Below are 18,390 nucleotides of genomic sequence, written 5' to 3' on the forward strand. Positions count from 1 at the left end.
AAACCGTGATACGGCCCGCCCGGCAAGGGGGCGCCGATGGAGTGCGACAAGTGTGGCCGCGACGCCGTGATGCACGCGGCCTACTCGGGGGCGCATCTCTGCGACGAACACTTCCGCGCCTCGGTCGAGAAACGCGTGCGCCGTCGGGTCCGAGAAGACGGACTGCTGTCGCCCGACGCCACGCCCGACGACCCCGAAACGTGGGTCATTGGCCTCTCGGGCGGCAAGGACAGCGTTGTCCTCACCCACATCCTCGACGAGACGTTCGGGCGCGACCCACGGGTCGAACTGGTCGCGCTCTCGATTCACGAGGGTATCGAGGGCTACCGCGACGAGAGCCTCGACGCCTGTCGCGAACTGACCGAGAGCCTCGACCTCCGACACGAGGTGGTGTCGTACGCCGACGAACTCGGGGTGCAGATGGACGACGTCGTCGAGAAAGACCCCGAAAACATGGCCGCCTGTGCCTACTGTGGCGTGTTCCGCCGCGACCTGCTGGAGTCGTACGCCGAGGAGTTGGAGGCCGACAAACTCCTCATGGGACACAACCTCGACGACGAAGCGCAGACGGCGCTCATGAACTTCTTCGAGGGCGACCTGAAGCAGATGGCCAAACACTTCGACGCGAGTCTCGGTCCCTTCGACCGCCGCGCCGAGAGTGCCCACTTCGTGCCACGGGCCAAACCCCTGCGTGACGTGCCGGAAAAGGAGGTGGCGCTGTACGCCCACCTGTCCGACCTCCCGGCTCACATCACGGAGTGTCCCCACGCCAGCGAAGCGTATCGGGGCGAGATTCAACAGCTGCTCCTCGAGATGGAGGAACAGCATCCGGGGACGCGTCACTCGATTATGGCTGGCTACGAAGAACTCGCGGAACTGGCCGCCCAGCGCTACCGCGACGACGACACGAGAGACCTCGGCGAATGCGAGCGCTGTGGGTCGAGCACGGGCGGTCGCATCTGCCGAAAGTGTCGCCTAGTCGAATCTATCGAAGCGGTGTAAGACACGCGAGAACGGAAAAGCAGCGGTCGCGGTTACCGGATCACGTCGACGCCGTTGCGCTGGTCGACCTGATCGCGGCCGCCGTCGGACCAAGACGCCTGGTCCTGACCGACGTTCTCGCTCGCGTCGAATTCCGAAACGTCCTCGCCGTTGAGGCTCTTTCGGGACTTCTCGGCCTGTCGCTGCGTCGACGGGCCGAGCACCTGCGCGCTCTGAACGCCCGTCATGATCGCCATGACGCGGACCTTGCCCTTGTACTCCTCCTGGATGCGGGCGCCCCAGATGACGTTGGCGCTCGCCTCCAGTCGTTCGGTGATGTTGTTGGCGATGCCCTCGGCCTCTTTCAGCGTGAGGTCGGGACCGCCGGTGATGTGGACCAGCCCGCCGGACGCGCCGCGGTAGTCGACGTCCAACAGCGGGTGGTTCATCGCGTCGCTCACCACTTCTTGGGTCTTGTTCTTGTCCTGCGTCTCGCCGACGAGCATCACCGCGACGCCGCCCTGGTTCATGATCGTGGACATGTCGGCGTAGTCCAGATTGATGAGCGAGGGCTGGGTGATGGTCTCGGAGATGCCCTTGACCGTCTCGGCGATGATCTGGTCCATCACGGAGAAGGCCTTGCCGATGGGCAGGTTGGGCACGTAGTCAAGCAGGCGGTTGTTGTCGAGGACGATGATCGAGTCGGCTTCGCCGCGAAGCTTCTCGAGTCCCTCCTCGGCCTTGACGGTGCGGGCGCGCTCGACGTTGAACGGCGTCGACACCATGCCGACGACGATGGCGCCCTGTTCTTTCGCGATCTTGGAGACGACGGGGGCGGCACCGGTGCCGGTCCCGCCACCCATACCGGCCGTGACGAAGACGAGGTCGGCCTCGCCGAGGACTTCCTTGATAGTCCCCTGGGCCATCTCGGTCGCTCGCTCACCCATCGAGGGGTCGCCACCGGCGCCCAGCCCCTGCGTGAGCGACTTGCCGACGAGGATTTTCGTGTCGGCTTCGATCATCTTCAGGTGCTGTTTGTCGGTGTTGATAGCGACCGTCTCGGCGCCGTCGACGCCGATGTTGTACAGGCGGTTGACGGTGTTGTTACCGGCGCCGCCAGCACCGACGATGACGATGCGCGGATTGCCGAACTCGTCGTCGTCATCCGCGCTGCGATCCTCCCGCTCCTCGTGCTTCATGGCCTCGTCGATGAACCCATCCATGGTTACACCTTGGCCCAGCTGCGGCTACGGTTGTCGTCACGGGACTCGCTCTGTTCGTTGAGCATCTCGCGGACTGCCGAACGGATGGCCTCACTTCGATTCGGGAACTCGCCCGTTTCGACCATCTGTTCGACCTCCTCGATCTGCTGCTTCGGAATTCGTAGTGTCACACGCTCCATTGTTGCATTCCCCCGGTAAGACGGCGCGGGGCATTGCCCCATCTCGTGTCTCCAGGCCTGAGCCGGCCGGCAGCGGCGGTATCGCCGTGCGGCCAGTCGCCCTGTAAGACGACCGTCTTACGCGGAAGTACCAAGCAACCAATACCTTATAAAACTAACGGCCGTTGTAAGACAAACAGGCGAGTGACGCTTACGATTTGTCGAGTACGTCCGCCGCTGGCGTCCGACGCCCACAGCCTGGACAGAACGCCCAGTCGGAACGAATTTCGTCGCCACAGTCGCAGAACACCCGACGTGTGCCCTTCTCGCCGCAGTTGGGACAGTAAACGTGGCCGCTCGACAGTGTCTCGCCACACTGCGAGCACGTGTTACGCGACTGGGACTGACCTCGGGGTTCCTCGCGGTCCGTCTTACGCGCCGACGGTTCGGCGCCACGGTCAACGGAGACGTCCGACGGCGTGGCCGTCTCACCGTCGATAGTGACGTTTACGTTGATATCGGGTGGGTCGCGGGGCGCAAACGCGTGCTCTGCGAGCAGCGCTTCGAGACGACCCACGCCGTCGTCGCCGGATTCCTCACGCTCCGCGTCGTCGAGGTACGTGCGCAACGCTTCGCGCATCACCTCGCTTTTCGAGGCGTCGAACGCCTCGAGGCGCTCGACGAGATCGTCGTCGGCGCGGAACGTGATTTTACTCATTGATACTTGGTGACGGTCCCCGGTTATTTCAAACCTTCGCGAGTGTCAGACGCCTGTCTGTCACTCAGCCGACGAGCGGTCGGACCGCGACGGTCAAGTAGCTCCGTTCCAACCATTCGGAAACCCGTGCCCGTGTCGTTCGACCTCTTCGGAACGCTCGTGACAGCGGCGATGCCGTCCGACCCGGCCGCCACCGTCGCCGACGAGCTGCGGGCGCGCGACGTCGCCGTCCCCGACGACTGGGCGACGGCCTACGCGACGCCACATCTGGACGTGCCACGGCACACCGAAGTTCCGCTCCCGGCCCACGTCGCCGCAGCGCTCCGGAGCCGCGACGTGGACGCCCCCGACGGCGTCGTCAGACGCGCCGTCGTCGCCGCCTTCGACCCCGACGTATCCCGTCGGCCCGGCGTCGACATCGCCCTCGACGCCGCGCGCTCGCACGGCCCCGTCGGCCTGTGTTCGAACTGTAGCGTCCCCGAACTCGTCTCGCGAACGCTCGTCCGCGCGGACCTCCGGGACGCGTTCGACGCCGTCGTCACGAGCGCCGCCTGCGGGTTCCGCAAGCCCCACCCGCGCCCCTTCGAGACGCTCGCGACCGAACTCGGGAGCGACGCCACCGAGCTGATTCACGTCGGCGACAACGCCGACGCCGACGGCGGCGTGAGAGACGTCGGCGGCCGGTTCGTCGACCTCACCACTACGTCGCTTGCCGACCTCGACGCCGAACTCCCGGCCGGAGGCGACGACCCGTGTCGCTGATGGCGGCCGGCAGCGTCGCGCTCGCGGCGGGACTCGACCGCCTCGTCGCCGAACCGCCCGCAGCACTCCATCCCGTCGCGTGGCTGGGGCGGGCGCTCGGCCCGTTCGACCGCGAGTGGCGACACCCCCGACTCGCGGGCGCCGCAGTGGCGCTTGCCGTCCCCCTGTTCGTCGCCGCCGCCGCCGCCGCCGTCGTGACGCTGGGCGCTCGACTCGACCCCCGCATCGGCGCCGTCATCGCCGGTCTGGGCTGTTTCGCCGCCACCAGTCGGCGGATGCTGCTCGACGAGGCGCGTGCCGTCGTCGCCGCCAGCGATACCGACCTCTCCGCGGCCCGAACGCGGCTACGAGCGCTCGCCGGCCGCGACGCGACCGACCTCGACGCCGGCGAGGTGCGGAGCGCCGCCGTCGAGAGCGCCGCCGAGAACCTGAGCGACGGCCTCGTCGCCCCACTCGCTGGCTTTGCCCTCTTCGCACCCATCTCCCTCCCCGCGGCGGCGGGGGCCGCGGCGTGGGTCAAGGCCGTCAACACGCTCGATTCGACGTTCGGCTATCGCTCGATACCGATGGGCTGGGCGCCCGCACGCCTCGACGATATCGTGATGTGGGTGCCCGCGCGCGTGAGCGCCGCCCTCCTCGCCGTCGTCGCGGGGCGCCCCGCCGCGCTCCGGGAGGCGCGGTCGTTCGCCCGTCGGCCCGCGTCGCCGAACGCCGGGTGGCCGATGGCGACCCTCGCCGTCGTCCTCGGCGTCCGCCTGACCAAGCACGGCGCGTACGACCTGCGCCCGTCGGCGTCGCATCCGACGCCCGCCGAGGCCGAACGCGGCGTCGCCGTCGTCTCCCGGGCCGGGTGGCTGGCCTTCGGACTGACGGGGGTGGTCGCGCTGTGCTGACGGCCGCTCGCGGCGCGCTCGCCTTCCTGACGCGCCTCCCTGTCGGCGGCGGCGAGGCGGCGTGGGACGCCTTCCGAACCACGCCCGTCGCCTTCCTCGTCGCCGGCTACGTCGTGGGTGGCCTCGCCGCCATCCCCCTCGCGCTCCCGGTGCCCGTCTCGACGGCCGTCGCGGGCTATCTCCTCGCGCTCTACCTCCTCACGGGCGTCACGCACGCCGACGGCCTCGCGGACTGTGGCGACGCCGCCGCAACCCACGGCGCCGACGCCGACCGTCGGGCCGCGCTGAAAGACTCCCAGACGGGCGTCGGCGGGGCGCTCGCGGTGACGCTCGCACTCGTCACGCTCGCCCTCGGCGCCCTCGGCGTCGCGGGCGCTGGGCCGCGGGTGGCCGTCCGTCTCGCGCTCGCGGCGGAGGTGAGCGCCAAGGCGGGGATGGCCGGCCTCGCCGCCCTCGGGTCGTCCGGCCACGAGGGACTGGGTTCCGCCGTCGTCGGCGCCGCGGACTGGACGGGCCTACTCCCGGTCGTTCCCGTCGCGGCGCTGGCCGTCGTCGCCGCACCGCCGGGCAGCGAACCGGCGCTGGTCGCGACCCTACTCGCCGGCCCCGCCGTCGCGGCCCTCGTCGGACGCTGGGGGACGCGACGACTGGGCGGGGTGACGGGCGACGTGCTCGGCGCCGCGAACGAACTCGGGCGAATCGCGGCGCTGCACGCGGGGGTGGTCGTGTGGACGCTCTGGTGATGTGTGGCGGGCGCGGGACGCGCCTCGGCGGCGAGACGGAGAAACCGCTCGTCGCCGTCGACGGCGTCGCGACCGTCGACCGCGTGTGCGACGCCCTCGCCGCGAGCCGAGTAGACGACGTTTACGCCGCCGTCTCGCCGCACACGCCCGCGACGCGCGCTCACCTCCGCGAGCGCGAGGTGACCGTCCTCGACACGCCGGGCGAGGGGTACGTCAGCGACCTGACGGCGGCGCTCGACCGAGTGGGGCGGCCCGCAGTCACCGTCGCCGCCGACCTCCCGTTGCTCGCCAGCGAGAGCGTAAACGACGTGCTCGACGCCGCGTCGGGGTCGCTCGTGGTCGCCGTCCCCGTCGACCTGAAGCGACGGCTGGGGGTGAGCGTCGACACGACGTTAGAACGCGAGGGACGGGCCCTCGCGCCCACGGGCGTCAACGTCGTCGCGGCGGGGGACGACGACGTGTACGTCAGCGACGACCCGCGACTCGCCGTGAACGTGAATCGACCGCGCGACCTGTGGGTGGCGGAGACTGTTGGCTGTAACTGATGCAAGACGTTCGGCACTCCGTGGTGTCGAACGCCTGTCTCGACTTACAGCCGACAGTACGAGGCGTTGACGTGATGGAGGCCGTCTCGGACGGAACGCTTGAGGTACTGGAGCGTCGTACCGACAGTCATGGATCCTGACGCCGTGGCAGGCCTCGACCGCGTGCCACACGGGGGGGCGTCGGACGCGACGCTACTGGACTTCAGCGCCAACACGAACCCGAACCGGCCGCGGGGGGTCGCTGGCGTCTACGAGTCCGCGCTGGGCGCCGCGACCCGCTACCCCCGCGATGACTACTGCGAGTTCCGAACCACCGCGGGCGAGTACCTGGGGTGTGAACCGCTGAACGTGGTGCCGACCGCCGGGGGGATGGCGGCGCTCCGTCTCACCGTCGAGACGACGCTGTCGGACGGCGACGAGGCGCTCCTCCCGATGCCGAGTTTCGGCGAGTACGAACGCGAAGTGCGCCTGCAGGGCGCCGACCCGACGTTCGTCGCCCACGACCAGATTCTCGAGACGGACCCGGAGCCGTACGAACTGGTCGTCGTCTGCAACCCGAACAACCCGACTGGCGACGGGTATCCGCGCGCCGACCTCGTGGGCTACGCCGAGCGGTGCCGGGCGTCGGACACCGTATTACTCGTCGACGAGGCGTTCCTCGATTTCACCGACGCGCGGACGCTCGCGGGCGAATCCGGCGTCGTCGTCGCGCGCTCGCTGACCAAGATTTTCGGACTGCCCGGCCTCCGGGCGGGGCTGGCCGTCGCGACGGGCGACCTCCGAGAGCGACTCGACGCTGCGCGCCCGCCCTGGGGCGTCTCGACGCCGGCCGCGGACGTGGCCGCCCACTGCTTCCGGCAGACCCGCTTCGTCGCCGAGACGCGGGACAGGGTGCGCGGGGAGCGAGAGCGAATGGCCGACGCACTCGACGCGCGCTTCGATGTTCGCCCCTCCGACGCCCCCTTCCTCCTCCTCCGCGTCGAGGACGGGTCGGTGAACGGCGTTATCGACGACGCCCGGAACGAGGGCATCGTCATCCGCGACGCGACCACCTTCCGCGGCCTCGACTCGCACGTCCGGGTCGCCGTCCGCCGCCCCGACGAGAATGACCGCCTCCTCGACGCGCTGCTGTGACCTTCGAGGCGACGGTCCGCGACGGCGTCTGCCGACTCGCGCGCCCGTCCACGCGCTGGCTCTCGACCGGACACGACGGCGGCGAGTGTCGCGCGCCCGCGGCCTACAACTGCACCGTCCCCGACGAGTGGTCGCGGACCGACCTCGACGCCTACGTGGCCGAGCGACTTGCAGACGCGGGGTTCGGCGACGAGCCTGCGGGCCCGGTACTCCTGACGGGCGTCGACCAGCGTCACGCCCGCCGGGCGCGACTGGGGAGCGTCGAAGCCGTCGCCACCACGGGCGTCACGAACCCCGCCGCGCTTCCGGTCGACCCGCGTCCGGAGCGAGACGAAGGCGACGACGCGGTGTCCGTCGCGGGCGACGACCACGCCGGCACCGTGAACGTCGTCGTCGGGACGACGCGGTCGCTCGCCCCGGGCGCGCTCCCGAACCTCCTGACCGTCGCGGCCGAGGCGAAGGCGGCGACGCTACTCGAACTCGTCGGCGTGCCGGGAACGACGACGGACGCCGTCGTCGCGGCCTGTGACCCCGATGGCGACCCGGCGCAGTTCTCGGGCAGTGCGACGCCGGTCGGCGCGGCGGCGCGGGCGTGCGTCCGCGATGCCGTCGCCGCCAGCCTCCACGCCCGCCACCCCGACGGCGAGTACGAGGCGTCTGCGGGCGTCGTGACCGACGAGCGCGCGACGGTCACCCCCGTGCGCTGACGCCCCGTCAGCCGAACGTTTAACCACGGTGGCGCGCAACTCAGCGCCGATGGTTGAGGCGTTCGCCGTGGCGAGCGGTAAGGGCGGGACAGGCAAGACGACGAGCACGCTCGCCCTCGGGATGGCGCTCGCCGAGACACACGACGTGACCGTCGTCGACGCCGACACCGGGATGGCGAACCTGCTCTTTCACACCGGCTTGGACGAGGCGACGACGACGCTCCACGACCTGCTTATCGCCGACGCCGACGCCGACGTGTCCGACGCCGTCTACGAGCGGTTCGGTATGAAGGTCGTCCCCTGCGGGACGAGCCTCGCGGCGTTTCGCGACGCCGACCCCGAGCGACTCCGTGACGTGGTGGCGACACTCGCCGCCGACACGGACGTGCTCCTCCTCGACTCGCCCGCGGCGCTGGGGTCGAAGAGTGCCGTGCTGCCGATTGCGCTCGCGGACCGGACGGTCATCGTCCTCCAGCCCACGGTCCCCGCGCTCTCTGACGGCCTCAAGGTCCAGGAGTACGCCCGGTCGTACGGTACGTCCACGGCCGGGACGCTGTTCAACCGCGTCCGCGACGACGAGGCGGTGGACCGAGTCGTCGATCAGGCCGAGGAGTACTTCGGCGGAGAGACCCTCGGCGTCGTCCCCGAGAGCGAGGCGGCGCGGGCGGCGCGGCGCGCGGGCGAACCCCTGCTGGCACACGCGCCGGACTCGCCGGCGTCGCAGGCGTTCCGCGAGGCGGCGCGTCGACTCGAAGTGCGTGAGGGAGAGAGCGAGGCAGTCGCCGCGCGCTTCCAGAGCGCGGTCATCCCGGACGAAGTATGAACATTCCACGGGGCGAGCTGCACCGGTCGCGCGTCGTCGACGACCCGGGGACGACGCTCTCGCTCGCGCTGGACCGACAGCTGACGGGCTACGCCGTGTTCGAACCGCAGGACGCGGTGTTGCTGGGCGAGGAGACGCGCGGTGTCGTCACGTTCGAGGACGGCGTGCCGGTGCTGGCGTACTGCACCGACACGGACAGCGGCGGGGCTGAGGCACTCGCTGACGTCGCAGGGCCGGGGCCGTTCCGGGTCGAACTCTACGAACTCGACGCGTCGGCGCTCGAAGACGCCCACGCGAGCGACGACTGCCGCGTGTCGCCCGGGCTGCCGGCCGAGCGTCTGAGTGGCGACCGAGCGCTGGTGACGCGGACGCGCGACGCGGCGCCCGAGGACCGCCTCGGTACCGACGACGGCACCGCTGTCGAGGATTTTCTGGCCGACGAGTCCCAAATCGAGGCCATCCGCGAACAGGCCCGCGAGGAGGCACGGTCGCGGGCCGAGGAGTGGGGCCTGACCGACGTGCTCGACGACTGAGCGACGACCGAAATCGACACCCCGGAGAGCGACACACAGTTTTAATATCGTCTGAGATAAATGTTAGATAGGATAGCCGTTTTACCATGCGAACTTCACCCACAGATACCGACTGTCACGCCACCGACGACGTGACCGTCGTCGACCATCACGAGACGAGCGACGTCGAACTGAGCGTGACCGTCGTCCACGCCGTCCTCGAAGCGACCGGGAAGGAGCCAACGGACGTCAACCTCAACGACGTGATTCAGCCAGACGCGCTCAATCGGCTCTTCAGCCCCAAGCACGACGGCACGCCGCGACGCGGCGGCAGGGTCTCGTTCGACTTCGCCGGGTGCCATGTGACGGTGTACGGCGACGGCGAGATTCACGTCGACCCGAATCCGTAGTCAGTCCTCGTACTCGTCGGTGAGAAGGCGGTCGAGACGCTCGGCCGACCAGTCACCCTCGGTGAGTCGCACCGTCTCGTCCTCGCGGTCGAACGCGACGAGGTTCGCCTCGGCCAGTCGCGGCACGTGAATCGACGCCAGCGCCGTGTACGCGCGGTTCCAGTCGTCGCCGCTGGGGTCGTCGTGTTCGTGGCGAGCGAGCAACGTCGCCAGTCGCTCCAATTCGAGACAGGATACCGACGCGTCCAACAGCGTCCGCAACACGAACCGTCGGCGGCGGTTCGACAACAGGGTTCGAAAGTCGGGGTCGTCGGTCGCGGCGGGCGTACACACCTCGTCGAACAGCGACTGGACCGTCCGAATCGTCTGCTCGTCGACCGCCGAGGTATCAACGCGGACGACGACGCTCGCGTCGGCGCGCGCCGCGCTCTGGACGAGGAGGTGGAGCAACTGGAAGCCGGATTCGGCGTCGCTCGCGTCGAGGAAGGGGGCGAGGGCGTCGAGATAGACGAGGGCTTCGCGGTCGGCGTCGGCCCAGTCGTCGAGATAGAGCGTGATGGCGGTGCCGAGTCGGCGGAGGTCGGACGGGTCCGACATCGACGTGAGCGTGACGTCGCCACCCGAGAGCGAGCGACGCGAGGGACCGTCCGTCGCGGACGCGGAGCGGTCGAACTCGGCGTAGGTGACGACGCCGAGGGTGGCGGGAACGGTTCCGGCACGCTGGCGCCACGCCTCAACGACGTCCCGCATCGTCCGCGCCGCCGAGACGACGAGGACGTTCGTCATCGGGTCGACGTCCAGATGCGCGTCGACCGTCGTCTCGTCGTCGGTCAACAGCAACGTCGCGGTCGGCCGGGACGCCTCGGGCACACCACTCGACTCACTGCCGTCCGCTCCCCCCATACTGACGACAGTTGATTGTCGTGACACGGTATAAATGTAGGTGAACGTGGTTACCGTTCGTCGCGCGAGTCCAGCGGCGTGCCGTCTCGCGGGCAGTATTCGACCGACGGGTCGCGACTGCTGAAGCCACAGGCCGGACAGCGCCGGACCGACGGCGTCGACGCACTCCGGCGCCACAGCAGGGGCACGAACGGCAACACGAGCAAGAACAACAGGGTGTCGAAGTAGTACCACGCGGCGGCGCTCACGAGGAGACTCGCGGCGAGTCCGGCGACGGCCGTCAGGGTTCGTGACCCAACCATACGGTGACGAGGAGTGCGTCCCGGCTCACGTAAGTCATCACCGGTGGCTCGCCGAGACGGGCATCCACCGGAAAACGGTCCGTATCAGTCGTCCGCGGGCACCACGTCGCGAGCGGTGTCGGCGTCGCCCGGCGGCGCGTCGAGGACGTCGATGCGAGTGACCCACTTGACCCGCTCCCAGCAGTCGGCGTCGTCGATGAGGAGGCGGACGGGGCCGCCCCGGTCCGTGGGAATCGGGTCGCCGTCGAGACGGACGGCGAGGTGTGCGTCTCGGAGTCGGTCGAGTTCGAACCCGCAGGCGAACGCCTCGTCAGAGGAGTGGACGAGGGCGTGCGAGGCGTCGGCGTCGGGCGCGACCCGGTCGAGTAGCGCGCCGACGCGGACGCCACGCCACTGTTCGGCCGGCCTCTCACCTTCGCAGCCCGTCGACGCCGCGACGGTGGCCGTCGCCACGTCGGCGAGGTCCGGCACCGACATCGTCTGCGCGTCGGCGACGGCGCCGTCGACGGTGACCGTCCAGCGCGCCGGGTCGGTGTCCTCCGGCGGGTCCGAGTGTGCCATACGGGACGTGAAGCCGCGCACGGACAAATCTGTTTGGCCGAACGTCTCCGTCGTTCGTGGCGACGAGACGAAAGATACACCTGTGGGTAATTAGATGTAATTACCACGATGACGGACTCGCACGTTCGCTCGACGCCGGAGGTTCCGCGGCGTGTCGACTATCTGCTCGGAGCGATGGGCCTCGCGCTCTTCGGCGGGGTCGGAATCGGTGTCATCTCGGCTGCACCGGTCGAAATCGCGGCCGGTGTCGGCGCCGTCTTCGCGGCGTGTCTCCTCGCAATCGGGCTGACCCGCTACCCGCGCGGCGCCTGAGCGTCACCGGCGACGGACGAGGATAGCGACGAGGACGACCGGCCCGCCAATCGCCAGTAGCGGCACGTCGATTGGCCCCACGAACGGCAGTGGGACCGTGACCGAGGCTCCGAGGAGGCTCCCGAGTTGGGGCACGGGAACGACGATACCGACGAACGGAATGCGAATCCCGTTCGACCCGGATTCGACAGGGACCGCTGGGGCGTCACCCTCGTCCGCCGCCGCGCTGGACGTTCCCGCCGGGTCGCTCGGCGTGGGTTCTTGGTCGGTGACGGTCGTGTTCGCCAGATGTTCGGCCCCGCTCGCGTCCCGGACCCGAACTCGGATTCGGGTCTCGTCGGGCGCCCCGTCGAGACGGGTCGCGAACGAGCCGTTCGCGTCGAGCGTCGTGGATTGGATGTCGACTATCTGCCCGGTTTCGGGGTCGAGCGTCTCGACGCGGACCGAGCGCACCTGCCCGTCGGTGACGCGTCCGCCAACGGCGACCCGTCGGTCGGCGACGTAGCCCGTCTGCTCGTCGTGAATCGTGATATTCGGCGCGAGGAACTCCGAGAGCGTGTAGTTCCACGTCTGCTCGTTGCCGGCGGTGTCGTTGACGCCGATGACGACGTAGTCCGTGTCAGGCGGGTGGTAAGCCGTCGTTCCGAACGTGGCGTTGTGTCTGTCGCGGTCGGGCGCGGTGCCCTGCGAGAAGACGAACGGGTGGCGAGTGACATCGAGAGTGTCGTCTTCGTCGTCCTCGCTGTCGTCTTCGTCGTCATCCCCGCCCGCGTCCTCACCGGACTCCACCCAGACGCTCTGTACCTGTACGTTGTCGGTGGCGTATCCCTCGATGTAGAGGCGGGTCGGCGACTCCCACTTGATATCAGTAATCGTCAGCGAGGGTTCCGTGTCGTCCTCGACAGTGACGGTGAACTGGTGGATACGAGCGTTGCCGACGGCGTCCTCGGCCTGCACCGTGAATTCGTTGTCGCCGAGTGCGAGAAAGACTGGCTGTGAGAAGTTGCCGCCGGGGCCGGCGATGAGGTGTTGGCGCTTGCCCTCGCGCTCGGCGCTGTGGACCGTCTCGTACGTGTACTCGTGGTCGACGCGGACGGTATCGACGGTCGAGATATCGGTGAGTGACCCGTTGATGGTGACGTTGCCACGGTTCACGGTGAGTTCGTCCGTCGGCGGTTCGTCGACGTCGTCCGATTCCGATTCGAATGGGTCGGAGTAGTTCACGACCGGGGCTTCGTCGTCGAGTACGACGGTCGATTCGTGGGTCGCGACCCCGTCGGCCCGAGCGACGACGGTGAGTCGGTGGGCGCCGGTTTCGAGGTCGAGCACGATGCTGCGCTCGAAGTGCTGGCTCGACGGCTCGAAGGCGTGCCGCGTCGCGCCGTCGACACGCACCTCGATGCGGTCGATTGGCGCTTGGGCGTCTGCGGTCACGTCGACGACCGGGTCGGTCTGGGTGTGGTAGGTGTCGCCGCGGTCGAGGGGTTGGGCGTCGACGCCGACGGAGACGGTTGGCGAGGGCGGCGACTGCGCCGTCACGAGCGGCGACGCTCCGGCACAGAGAAGGGCGAGAGCGAGGGCGACGGCGACGCGGGAATCCATACGGTCTCGGTCGGGCATTGACCCGACGGCTTATCAGTCAACCGGCCCGATTATCAGTCGTCGAATCCGGCGACGTGGTGTTCGCAGTCGTGGCCCGCGTCCGAAAACCGCGTTCAGGCGCCTTCGACGAGTCGTCGAAGCTGGGCCGGAGGGACGGCGCCGCGGGCCGCGTGACCGCCGTAGACGAACGTCGGGACGCCGGTGATGCCCTGTCGCTGGGCCGCCTCGAAGCGGTCGTCGAGGTCCGCGAAGTGGGCGTCGCTGTCGATATCCGTCGACTCGGTCTCGCCGAGGACGGCGACGACGACGGCGGGGTCGACGTCGGCCGCCTCGGCGCAGTCCCGAAGGACCGCGGCGTCGCCGATGTCGCGCCCGTCGGTCCAGAGCGCCTCGAAGACCGCCTCGTCGAAGGCCAGCCACGTCTCGTAGGGTTCGGTCTCCTTCAGGTGAAAGGAGACGGCCTGTGCGGGACGGGAGTCGACGTCCGTCGCGATGGTCTGGGCCATGTCGGCATCGTACTGTTCCTGGAGTCGCTCGACGTTCTCGCGAGCCTGCGCGTAGTAGTCGTCGTCTTTTCCGTCGTCGGCCGAGTGGTCGATGGTGCCGTCGGGGTTGCGCTTCCCCGACCGGAGGTCGAAGGGCCGCCAGTCGATTTCGAGAGTGTCCTCGCGCTCCGCCTGATACTCGGCGAGGGATTTCCGGCCGAGATAGCAGAACGGGCAGACGTAGTCGGAGTAAATCGTGATGGGGTCTGAGTCGCTCATGTACCCAGTTGGCGGTCGAGCCGCTAAAGGGACGCGACTCGGGACTGGTCACTCCTCGTCGAGAAGCCCCATGTCCTCGGCGACGAGGTCGGCGAGGCTGTCGGCGAGGTCGGGGTCGACCATCGCTATCTCCTCGCCGTCGTGGACGTTCTCGTTGTGTCGCTCCACTGCCTCGGCCACGTCGGGGAGCGGTACCCGCGTCGTCGTCTCGCAGGCGGAACAGACGATGGGCACCGTGGGGTCGTCGTTCGTCATCGGTGACAGACGCTCACGCGCCAGCACAAAAAGACGACGGGTCGTTAGTCCGCCTCGCCGCGGGCCCGTTCGAACATCGTGAGCGCCGCTTCGCGACGCTCGCCGTGGTCGACGATGGGCGCCGGATAGTCGGGGGCGGCGTCACGACGCTCCGCGTCCGAGAGTTCGTGCCACCCATGAATCACGTCGGCGTCGACACCCCCGAGTTCGGGGACGTACTCGCGGATGTAGTCGGCGTCGGGGTCGTGGCGTTCGCCCTGCGTCATCGGGTTGAAGATGCGGAAGTAGGGTTGAGAGTCGGTGCCCGTCGACGCTGCCCACTGCCAGCCACCGTTGTCGTTCGCGGGGTTGTGGTCGACCAGTTTCCGCCGGAACCAGTCGTACCCCTCGCGCCAGTCGAGGAGAAGGTCCTTGGTCAGGAAGGAGGCGACGATCATCCGCACGCGGTTGTGCATGTACGCCTCGCGGCGCAACTGTCGCATCCCCGCGTCGACGATTGGGTAGCCCGTCTTCCCCTCTTTCCACGCCTGCAACGCCTCGGGGTCGTCGCGCCACTCGATGTCGTGTTCGTAGCCGCGGTAGTTCTCCGTGACCACCTCGGGGTTGAAGTAGAGGACGTGGTGGTAGAACTCCCGCCACGCCAGTTCGCCGCGAAACGTCTCGACGGCCTCGCGGGCCGCGTCGTCCGGTGCTTCCTCGCGGGCGCGCACCACCCGGTCGTGGACGGTCCGAATCCCCACCGTGCCGTGTGTGAGGTGGGGCGAGAGCCGCGAGGTGGCATCCGTCGCCGGCGCGTCGCGAGCGTCCTCGTAGCGGTAGATGTCGTCCCCACAGAAGTCGTTGAGACAGTGGCGAGCTTCCATATATCCGCCCGCCGGAATCGTCGCCTCGGGGTCGTCGAAGCCAAGGTCGGCGAGGGTGGGGATGGCCGTCTCCTCGGGGGCGTCGGCGAGGCGGTCGGCGCCCGGCGCCGCCACCGACGACGCCTTCTCGCGGTCCCGCCACTTCTTCCAGAAGTAACTGTAGACGGCGTAGGGGTCGCCGTCGTTCGTCGTTATCGACCCCGGTTCGTGGAGGAGGTGGTCGTGGACGGTGTGGGTCTCGATGCCGGCGTCGGCGAGGCGGTCACGCACCCGGTCGTCGCGCCGTCGCCCGAGTCCGGAGTAGGCCTGCGCCCACGACACCGCGTCGGCGTCGGTGGCCTCGGCGAGACGAGCGAGTTCGGTCGGCGCCTCGCCCCGGAGGATTATCAGGTCGCTCTCGCGGGTGCGATACCACTCTCGGAGGGCGGCGAGGCTGTCGAGGACGAACGCGACCCGCGGGGGGGCGGCGTGGTCGAGAATCCGCGGGTCGAAGACGTACACCGGGAGAATCGAGTCCGCGTCGGGAGAGACCAAGGCGAGGTTGTCCGACGGGCGCAGGTCCGTCCGGTGCCAGTGCAGGCGCATGGGAGGCCGTGGAGCCAAATCGGCATAAAAGCTGGACTCAGTCCTCGAACCGGTGGGCGATATCGGCAGACTTCGCCGCGGCATCGTCGAATTCCTCGGCGTCGAGGAGCGTCAACGTCCGCTCGCAGTCCGCCAGGACCGCCGTCCGAAATTCGCCGTGGGGGAGCTTGTTCGTCGCCACCGTCTCGGCGCTCGTGAGCACCTGGCGAGCGGTGTCGGCGTCGCGGGCGTCGAGCGCCGTCGCCCCCGCGTCGAACAGTTGGCCGAGGACGTCCACCACGTCGCCGGAGAGGTCTTGCTCCATGGACTATCGTTCGACGCCAGCCACAAGACGGCGTCGGCAGAGCGTATATCCGCGCCGCGGCCGAACCGACGGTATGTCACGAGTCACGGACATCTTCGTCGCCGACGCGGGCTCGGAGCCGATGCAGTCGGTCGAGCGCGTCGAGGCCGTCGAGGGCGGGCTTCGCGGCGACCGCTACTGCGAGGGTCGGGGCCACTACACCCCCTACGACGTGTGTGAGGTGACGCTGATAGCGAGCGAGGCCATCGCCGAAATCGACGACGCACTCGGCCTGTCGCTCGACGCCGGCCAGCATCGACGCAACCTCGTCACCGAGGGCGTCGACCTCCACGACCTGCTCGACCACCGATTCCGCGTCGGCGACGCGACGCTGACGGGGACGCGACCCCGCCCGCCGTGTTCGCACGTCGAAGAACTCGCCGAACAGGAGGGAGTCGCGCGCTCTCGGCGACGGGCGGGGCGGCATCTGTGCTGAAGTCATCGACCCCGGCGAAATCGCCGTCGGGGCAGAGGTCGTCGACCTCGGCTCGACCGACCGCACCGACGACATCGTCGCCCGCTTGCGCTCGGAGGACTAACAGACGGGCGCGGGGTCGACGCCCATCCCCCGGAGAGTTTCGGCGTACTCCTCGTAGGCGACGGCGACTGTCTCCTCGGCGGCGGAGATTCGGTGAGTCGAGGAAGCCTGCCTCGGCAGTCACTCACGACTCACCGAAGCCCACACCCTTTATCACCGCACCCCGACACCCACGCCCCATGTCCTACGACATCGCAGTCATTCCGGGCGACGGAATCGGGAACGAAGTCGTCGAGGCGGTCGAACCCCTGCTCATCGACGTGGCGGACGCCCACGGTGTTGGCGTCGAGACGACGTGGTTCGACTGGGGGAGCCAGCGCTATCTGGACGAGGGTGCGCTGATGCCCGACGACGGACTGGACCAGTTGGAGGACTTCGACGCCATCCTCCTCGGCGCCGTCGGCCACCCCGAAGTCCCGGACCATGTCACGCTCCGCGGCCTCCGTCTCCCCATCACGAAGGGCTTCAACCAGCACGTCTGCAAGCGCCCGACTTACCTCTTCGATGGCGTCCAGAGTCCCCTGCGCGACTACGAGGGCGGCGACATCGACTTCGTCGTCTACCGGCAGAACACGGAGGGCGAGTACGCGGACGTGGGCGGCCGAGAACACGAGGGCTTCGCCAACGAGGTGGCGGTGCAGGCGTCGGTGTTTACCCGCGAGGGGACGGAGAGCCTTCTCCGACCCGCCTTCGAGGCGGCGAGCGAGCGAAGCGGCAAACTGACGAACGTCACGAAATCGAACGCGCAGGCCCACAGCATGGTCTTCTGGGACGACATGGTCGCGGAGGTGAGCGAGGACTACCCCGACGTAGAGGTCGAACGCCTCCTCGTCGACGCCGCGAGCATGGACATGGTGCGCCGCCCCGACGAGTTCGACGTGGTCGTCGCCTCCAACCTCTTCGGCGACATCCTCACCGACATCGGCGGCGGCATCTCGGGGTCGCTCGGCCTCGCACCGTCGACGAACATCAACCCCGACGGCACCTACCCCTCGATGTTCGAACCCGTCCACGGCAGCGCCTTCGACATCATGGGCGAGGGTATCGCCAACCCGCTGGGCATGGTGCTCTCCGGGTCGCTCATGTTCGAGCATCTGGAGGAGGACGCGGTGGCCGAGGCGCTGTGGGACGGCGTGGCCGCGCAGTTGGCCGACGACGACGCGCCGCACACGGCCGACATCGGCGGGAGCGCGCCGACCACGGACGTGACCGACGACCTGCACGACCGCTTAGTGTAGGACGGCGGCGGCGATACCGGCGGTCTGTCCAACCCCGACGGCGACGAGACCGGCGAGTATCGCGGGCGTGCCGAGGACCACCCCGAGGGCGCACGCGACGGCGCCGAGCGCGGAGAGGGCACCACTCGCGAGGTAGCCGACGGCGGGCGAAGCGCCGCGCTGGCCCGTGTCCCACAACCCGATGGCAGGGAGGGCGGCCCAGCCGAGGAGCGCGACCCACAGGAGCGGGCGGAAATCGGTAAGGAGGCCCACGGCGCCGGCGGCGGTGGGGACCAGTCCGGCGACGATGAGCAGCCACCAGACGCGGAGAGCGCCGGCGGTCATGTCGGCCCGCGAGAGCGCTGCGAACGCGACGAGGAGCGCGAACATGACCAAGTGGGCGACGAGGAGCGTTCGCTCGGTGACGAGTGAGCGATGGGCAGCGGCGACGACGCCCCACGCGAGGGGGACGAGAACGACCGGACCAGTTGCGCGGAGGCGATAGAGCATCGGTCGGTGGTGGGGCGGGCAGGTAA

25 protein-coding genes are annotated in these 18,390 nt (G+C 69.0%); 13 read left to right on the forward strand and 12 right to left on the reverse strand.

Translation table 11 applies throughout. The annotated features are described in order from the left end of the window. Nucleotides 1-36 precede the first annotated feature (36 nt). Entirely contained in the window at nt 37-1,002 is a 966-nt protein-coding gene (gene ncsA, locus BLU18_RS05880) for a tRNA 2-thiolation protein NcsA (RefSeq protein ID WP_092632889.1), read from the forward strand. Nucleotides 1,003-1,034: 32 nt separating this feature from the next. Here the strand turns inward: ncsA and ftsZ are convergent, their stop codons facing one another. The 3 genes from ftsZ to BLU18_RS05895 all read right to left on the reverse strand — a co-directional run bounded on the left by ftsZ (nt 1,035) and on the right by BLU18_RS05895 (nt 3,080). After that, nucleotides 1,035-2,204: a cell division protein FtsZ gene (gene ftsZ, locus BLU18_RS05885; RefSeq protein WP_092632891.1), complete on the reverse strand. Its 1,170-nt coding sequence runs from the start codon at nt 2,202-2,204 to the stop codon at nt 1,035-1,037. A gap of 2 nt (nt 2,205-2,206) precedes the next feature. Beyond that, nucleotides 2,207-2,383, reverse strand: a complete 177-nt coding sequence (locus tag BLU18_RS05890; RefSeq protein WP_092632893.1) for a ribbon-helix-helix domain-containing protein — start codon at nt 2,381-2,383, stop codon at nt 2,207-2,209. A 190-nt stretch (nt 2,384-2,573) separates the two neighbouring features. Beyond that, entirely contained in the window at nt 2,574-3,080 is a 507-nt protein-coding gene (locus BLU18_RS05895; RefSeq protein ID WP_092632895.1) for a double zinc ribbon domain-containing protein, read from the reverse strand. Nucleotides 3,081-3,206: 126 nt separating this feature from the next. On the opposite strand from BLU18_RS05895, the gene BLU18_RS05900 reads away from it, so the two are divergent. The 9 genes from BLU18_RS05900 (at nt 3,207) to BLU18_RS05940 (ending at nt 9,609) form a co-directional block, all read left to right on the forward strand. After that, nucleotides 3,207-3,842: an HAD family hydrolase gene (locus BLU18_RS05900; protein ID WP_092632897.1), complete on the forward strand. Its 636-nt coding sequence runs from the start codon at nt 3,207-3,209 to the stop codon at nt 3,840-3,842. Next, nucleotides 3,842-4,735, forward strand: coding sequence for an adenosylcobinamide-phosphate synthase CbiB (gene cbiB / locus BLU18_RS05905; protein WP_394327329.1), 894 nt, complete (start codon nt 3,842-3,844; stop codon nt 4,733-4,735). Before BLU18_RS05900 ends, cbiB begins: the two co-directional genes overlap by 1 nt. Continuing rightward, nucleotides 4,729-5,478, forward strand: coding sequence for an adenosylcobinamide-GDP ribazoletransferase (cobS, locus tag BLU18_RS05910; RefSeq protein WP_092632902.1), 750 nt, complete (start codon nt 4,729-4,731; stop codon nt 5,476-5,478). The genes cbiB and cobS overlap by 7 nt, the downstream gene beginning before the upstream one ends. Next, complete coding sequence (locus tag BLU18_RS05915; RefSeq protein ID WP_092633636.1) at nt 5,478-6,023, forward strand: NTP transferase domain-containing protein; 546 nt, start codon at nt 5,478-5,480, stop codon at nt 6,021-6,023. The genes cobS and BLU18_RS05915 overlap by 1 nt, the downstream gene beginning before the upstream one ends. A gap of 129 nt (nt 6,024-6,152) precedes the next feature. Further along, complete coding sequence (locus BLU18_RS05920; protein WP_092632903.1) at nt 6,153-7,157, forward strand: threonine-phosphate decarboxylase; 1,005 nt, start codon at nt 6,153-6,155, stop codon at nt 7,155-7,157. Further along, nucleotides 7,154-7,864, forward strand: coding sequence for an adenosylcobinamide amidohydrolase (locus BLU18_RS05925; RefSeq protein ID WP_092632905.1), 711 nt, complete (start codon nt 7,154-7,156; stop codon nt 7,862-7,864). Before BLU18_RS05920 ends, BLU18_RS05925 begins: the two co-directional genes overlap by 4 nt. 49 nt (nt 7,865-7,913) lie before the next feature. After that, the gene (locus BLU18_RS05930; RefSeq protein ID WP_092632907.1) at nt 7,914-8,687 is read left to right on the forward strand and encodes a nucleotide-binding protein; all 774 of its coding nucleotides are present in this window, start codon (nt 7,914-7,916) and stop codon (nt 8,685-8,687) included. Continuing rightward, nucleotides 8,684-9,220, forward strand: a complete 537-nt coding sequence (locus BLU18_RS05935) for a DUF8054 family protein (protein WP_092632909.1) — start codon at nt 8,684-8,686, stop codon at nt 9,218-9,220. Before BLU18_RS05930 ends, BLU18_RS05935 begins: the two co-directional genes overlap by 4 nt. 86 nt (nt 9,221-9,306) lie before the next feature. Further along, nucleotides 9,307-9,609, forward strand: a complete 303-nt coding sequence (locus BLU18_RS05940) for a HalOD1 output domain-containing protein (protein ID WP_092632911.1) — start codon at nt 9,307-9,309, stop codon at nt 9,607-9,609. Here the strand turns inward: BLU18_RS05940 and BLU18_RS05945 are convergent, their stop codons facing one another. The 3 genes from BLU18_RS05945 to BLU18_RS05955 all read right to left on the reverse strand — a co-directional run bounded on the left by BLU18_RS05945 (nt 9,610) and on the right by BLU18_RS05955 (nt 11,375). Beyond that, a complete protein-coding gene (locus BLU18_RS05945; RefSeq protein WP_092632914.1) occupies nt 9,610-10,512 on the reverse strand; it encodes a DUF7504 family protein in 903 nt (300 codons plus the stop codon). A 50-nt stretch (nt 10,513-10,562) separates the two neighbouring features. Further along, nucleotides 10,563-10,814 carry a hypothetical protein gene (locus BLU18_RS05950; RefSeq protein ID WP_092632916.1) on the reverse strand — a complete coding sequence of 84 codons (252 nt, stop codon included), beginning with the start codon at nt 10,812-10,814 and terminating at the stop codon, nt 10,563-10,565. Between the two features lie 84 nt (nt 10,815-10,898). Further along, nucleotides 10,899-11,375 (reverse strand): molybdopterin-dependent oxidoreductase, encoded by a 477-nt coding sequence (locus BLU18_RS05955; protein WP_092632918.1) that lies wholly within the window; start codon nt 11,373-11,375, stop codon nt 10,899-10,901. Between the two features lie 108 nt (nt 11,376-11,483). On the opposite strand from BLU18_RS05955, the gene BLU18_RS05960 reads away from it, so the two are divergent. After that, the gene (locus BLU18_RS05960; protein ID WP_092632920.1) at nt 11,484-11,687 is read left to right on the forward strand and encodes a DUF8015 family protein; all 204 of its coding nucleotides are present in this window, start codon (nt 11,484-11,486) and stop codon (nt 11,685-11,687) included. A gap of 3 nt (nt 11,688-11,690) precedes the next feature. Here BLU18_RS05960 and BLU18_RS05965 read toward each other — a convergent pair whose 3' ends face one another. From BLU18_RS05965 to BLU18_RS05985, 5 genes are all read right to left on the reverse strand, one after another. Continuing rightward, the gene (locus BLU18_RS05965) at nt 11,691-13,289 is read right to left on the reverse strand and encodes a hypothetical protein (protein ID WP_143025233.1); all 1,599 of its coding nucleotides are present in this window, start codon (nt 13,287-13,289) and stop codon (nt 11,691-11,693) included. 113 nt (nt 13,290-13,402) lie between these two features. Continuing rightward, the gene (locus BLU18_RS05970) at nt 13,403-14,053 is read right to left on the reverse strand and encodes a DsbA family oxidoreductase (RefSeq protein WP_092632924.1); all 651 of its coding nucleotides are present in this window, start codon (nt 14,051-14,053) and stop codon (nt 13,403-13,405) included. Between the two features lie 48 nt (nt 14,054-14,101). After that, on the reverse strand, nt 14,102-14,308 hold the full coding sequence (locus tag BLU18_RS05975; RefSeq protein ID WP_092632926.1) for a DUF8149 family protein: 207 nt from the start codon (nt 14,306-14,308) through the stop codon (nt 14,102-14,104). Between the two features lie 44 nt (nt 14,309-14,352). Next, entirely contained in the window at nt 14,353-15,756 is a 1,404-nt protein-coding gene (locus tag BLU18_RS05980; protein WP_092632928.1) for a cryptochrome/photolyase family protein, read from the reverse strand. Between the two features lie 37 nt (nt 15,757-15,793). Further along, entirely contained in the window at nt 15,794-16,060 is a 267-nt protein-coding gene (locus BLU18_RS05985) for a DUF8101 family protein (protein ID WP_092632930.1), read from the reverse strand. Nucleotides 16,061-16,133: 73 nt separating this feature from the next. Between BLU18_RS05985 and BLU18_RS05990 the strand changes: the two genes are divergently transcribed. After that, nucleotides 16,134-16,535, forward strand: a complete 402-nt coding sequence (locus BLU18_RS05990) for an MOSC domain-containing protein (protein ID WP_218124056.1) — start codon at nt 16,134-16,136, stop codon at nt 16,533-16,535. Between the two features lie 281 nt (nt 16,536-16,816). Then, complete coding sequence (locus BLU18_RS05995) at nt 16,817-17,875, forward strand: isocitrate/isopropylmalate dehydrogenase family protein (RefSeq protein WP_092632932.1); 1,059 nt, start codon at nt 16,817-16,819, stop codon at nt 17,873-17,875. Here BLU18_RS05995 and BLU18_RS06000 read toward each other — a convergent pair. Then, nucleotides 17,867-18,364: a hypothetical protein gene (locus tag BLU18_RS06000; protein ID WP_092632934.1), complete on the reverse strand. Its 498-nt coding sequence runs from the start codon at nt 18,362-18,364 to the stop codon at nt 17,867-17,869. The two genes, BLU18_RS05995 and BLU18_RS06000, sit on opposite strands and share 9 nt — an antisense overlap. Nucleotides 18,365-18,390: the final 26 nt, after the last annotated feature.

Origin of the sequence: Haloplanus vescus, assembly GCF_900107665.1 — an archaeon.
Taxonomy (GTDB): domain Archaea; phylum Halobacteriota; class Halobacteria; order Halobacteriales; family Haloferacaceae; genus Haloplanus; species Haloplanus vescus.